Below are 3,176 nucleotides of genomic sequence, written 5' to 3' on the forward strand. Positions count from 1 at the left end.
GTATTCCATCTCTCATATTATAAGCCATTCTTGAGTTTAGGGAGATAAATCTGTTCGCCTGAAAGGCGAAGGTTTTAACCTTATACATGGAAATAAATAGTGGGTGGTCAATTAGACCATTTACTTAGAATTCAACTAATAACTCAAGTTACGCAGTGAGAAAATGAGATCACATAAACAGAATAATTCATATGGTAGTAGGGTGGAATAGGTGTACCCATAAAACTTATGGATAACATCACACACTGTATTCCACCTTTTGCGATAGTCACTCGCCACCTTATTGGTGGAAAACGCTGCGCTACTCCACCCTATTATAGTATTGTGCAATCAGCCTCTTTTTTGCATAACTTGAGCTATTAACATCATTAAATAGATTTTTTTGGCAGAAATTCACCAAAATAAGAACTATTTTATATATTGGCTCAGGTTTGAAATGTGCCTTGCTACTCATTTTTCAAATGAAAACAACTGACTTAATCCTTTAAATTCATTATTAAACATCAATATAATACATCTCAAGATTAACAATCATAAAAACACTATACATTAGTTAATTAGAGAATCTCAATGACACTAAAAACAAGCTAATAGGGTTTGTCAACAATCAATTTAAGGTGTAGCATAGACGTTATTAGTTGCCCATTTAGTCTAGATGTGTGCAAAAAAACCATATTAAAGAACAAAATAAGGAATCTAACTTGCATAGATTCTATTTATTTGTTCTACTCAAACCAATGAGGGCGTTCTCATGCCAAAACAGTTTAAAAAAGTAAGAATGCTTGCACTTGCCTCTGCTGCTATTACAACCAGTGCTATGGCAGGTGGTAAAGGTGACGGTGCTCCACGTTCTGAAGCACCAGAGCCATTGACTCTAAACCAAATTCCTCATCCTTTATCAGCAATGGTACCGCCAATCAATGATTCTGATTTCATTGATGGTGATGAAATTGCTGCTGAATTATCAGAAGACTTTAGTGATCGTGGTGTTATTTTTACTGATGAAAGTTCAAGAAATGCACGTATTGACTTCATTATTGGTAACTTACCATCAGATCAACCTTTGGACGTTATTTTAGCTTACACCACGAATGTTGCTCCTTTCGAAGATAATGACATTCCATTTGGTTTAGGTGGCTATTTAGATGATGACGATGATTTACGTCGTGTCAGAGCTGATGGCAGTCCACTTCCTCCAAATGGCCAAAATGGTGATGGCACTCAGCTTCCTCCTGAAGGCCAAAATGGTGATGGCACTCAACTTCCTCCTGAAGGCCAAAACGGTGATGGCACTCAACTTCCTCCTGAAGGCCAAGATGGTGACGGTACTCCACCTTCTATTCTACAAGCTTTAGAAACAACTAGAGTCACACATAATCCAGGTCAAAAACCGGGTAATGAAGCGACAGAAAAACGTGGTAGCGCGCCTTTAATTCCAACTGATTTGAAAGCACAAGCAGGTCAATCTTGCTTTGGCGATCAAGGTTTTGAAGTTGTTGCAGGTATTTCTGTACAACCTGCAGTACCAGTTATTGGTGAAGGTACACCAACCAAAGTAGGTAAAGCTGCTTATGTTGGTCAATCCATTGTTATCTCTGTTTCAGTCGATCAATTAGCTAATAACTTTGAATTAGGTGATGAGCTATTCTTCCAAGCAATGGCATTCCCAGCGGGTACGTTTGCTTCTGGCCAATACATTGAAAACATCAACCAAGCATTAATTTCTGAATGTGATCGTCTCATCTTAGATTTACCAGATGAAGAAGCAGGTGAATTCTATGCTGACGGTGATGAAAGCACACCTGATAGTGGTGGTAAAGATACTGGTTGGTTAACTGGTTCTGGTGCAATCTACGAAGAAGATGACGAAGAGTATGCCGAATATTCTGATGGTGAAGAAACAGGCACTGACACTGATCCAGATAGTGGCTCAACAACAGATTCTTCTGGTAGTAAAGGTGGTAAAGTAAGCTAATTTTTCATAGCTTAGTCTAATCATATTTTATGAATCGTATCAATCTTGAACATATTCTTGAAAGATACGGTTCACTCATTTCCCAAATAATAATACTCCAGACTTATTCACAGCCTCTCGTTTTGTAACAACCACTTTCCAAAAAAACATGACAACACTTACGCTTGCCCCTATTACTTTGCAGCCTTTACAAGGTAAAAAAGTGATTCTTGAACGTTCTGCCCCTGAACATGTCCAATTCTTACAAAAATGTTATCAAGATAAAGAATTTATGGACTTATATCGTTTGGTACAAAGTCGTACTGAATCAGAACAGAGCATTATTCATCGTTTAGAAAAAGAGAACTGTTTATCTTTAAAAGATTTGAAAAAATTAGAATGGGTGATTTTCCGTTATGAACAAAAAGGCGATGAGATTGAAAAAGAACCTATAGGCCTTGTTTCATTGGCTGATTATCAACCGAAACATCAACATGCGGAATTTTTAATCGGTATTTTACCGCCAGAATATCGCCGAACAGGTTTAGCTTTGGAAGCCAGCTTATTAACTTTTGACTTAGCATTTAACTTTTTAAAACTAAATAAATTAGTGGTTTTGGTTTATGGATATAATCAAAATGCTCAGGATAATGTATTGCAGTTAGGATTTACTCAGGAAGGCTTAATGCGTGAGCAACTGTATGAAAATGGGCAATTTATTGATTTATATATGGATGGGTTGCTGGTTAAAGATTTTCGCGAGAATCGCCGTTTAGCTAAATTATCGCGTTATTTAGTTGGAAAGGACATTACATTCTTGCCACCTGAAGTGAAGCCACTTTCTCCTCAAGAATTGAAAAATGTGCAAAAAGCCTTGAATCAACAGTTTAAGAAATAAAGCATCATTTATATCTGGCAAGCTGAACTTAATCTTGTCGGATATGAGCACTTTTCTTTCGTGTTTCATTTCCTCTGAAAATACAATTAATCTATTGTTTATAAAAATGATTATATGAATTTTGCGACAATTTATAAAAAGTAAGCTGTCACATAAATTTGCTATTTACGTCATAGACTTGTCATAAATATTTCGTATAGTGGGCAGCGTCCGTTAGGGAAGCTCTATCCGTTACTATAAATCTGAACTAATCTGTTAGTTCAATTTATTCACATCGTCATCAACTCAGCAATGAAACATTGTCTGACAAGTCTGTTATGTGCG

Annotated in this window: 2 protein-coding genes; both read left to right on the forward strand. The window is 36.6% G+C overall.

Annotation, left to right across the window (positions count from 1 at the left end):
- The first annotated feature begins 751 nt into the window (after nt 1-751).
- Nucleotides 752-1,975, forward strand: coding sequence for a hypothetical protein (locus ABXH34_RS18335; protein WP_353573335.1), 1,224 nt, complete (start codon nt 752-754; stop codon nt 1,973-1,975).
- A 148-nt stretch (nt 1,976-2,123) separates the two neighbouring features.
- The gene (locus ABXH34_RS18340; protein ID WP_353573336.1) at nt 2,124-2,852 is read left to right on the forward strand and encodes a GNAT family N-acetyltransferase; all 729 of its coding nucleotides are present in this window, start codon (nt 2,124-2,126) and stop codon (nt 2,850-2,852) included.
- Nucleotides 2,853-3,176: the final 324 nt, after the last annotated feature.

The organism is Candidatus Albibeggiatoa sp. nov. BB20 (assembly GCA_016744725.1).
Classification (GTDB): Bacteria; Pseudomonadota; Gammaproteobacteria; order Beggiatoales; family Beggiatoaceae; genus Albibeggiatoa.

Bases quoted from the DNA above. Each gene is read 5' to 3' on its own strand.
- ABXH34_RS18335 (WP_353573335.1), top strand. From the start codon at position 752: ATGCCAAAACAGTTTAAAAAAGTAAGAATGCTTGCACTTGCCTCTGCT.
- ABXH34_RS18340 (WP_353573336.1), top strand. From the start codon at position 2,124: ATGACAACACTTACGCTTGCCCCTATTACTTTGCAGCCTTTACAAGGT.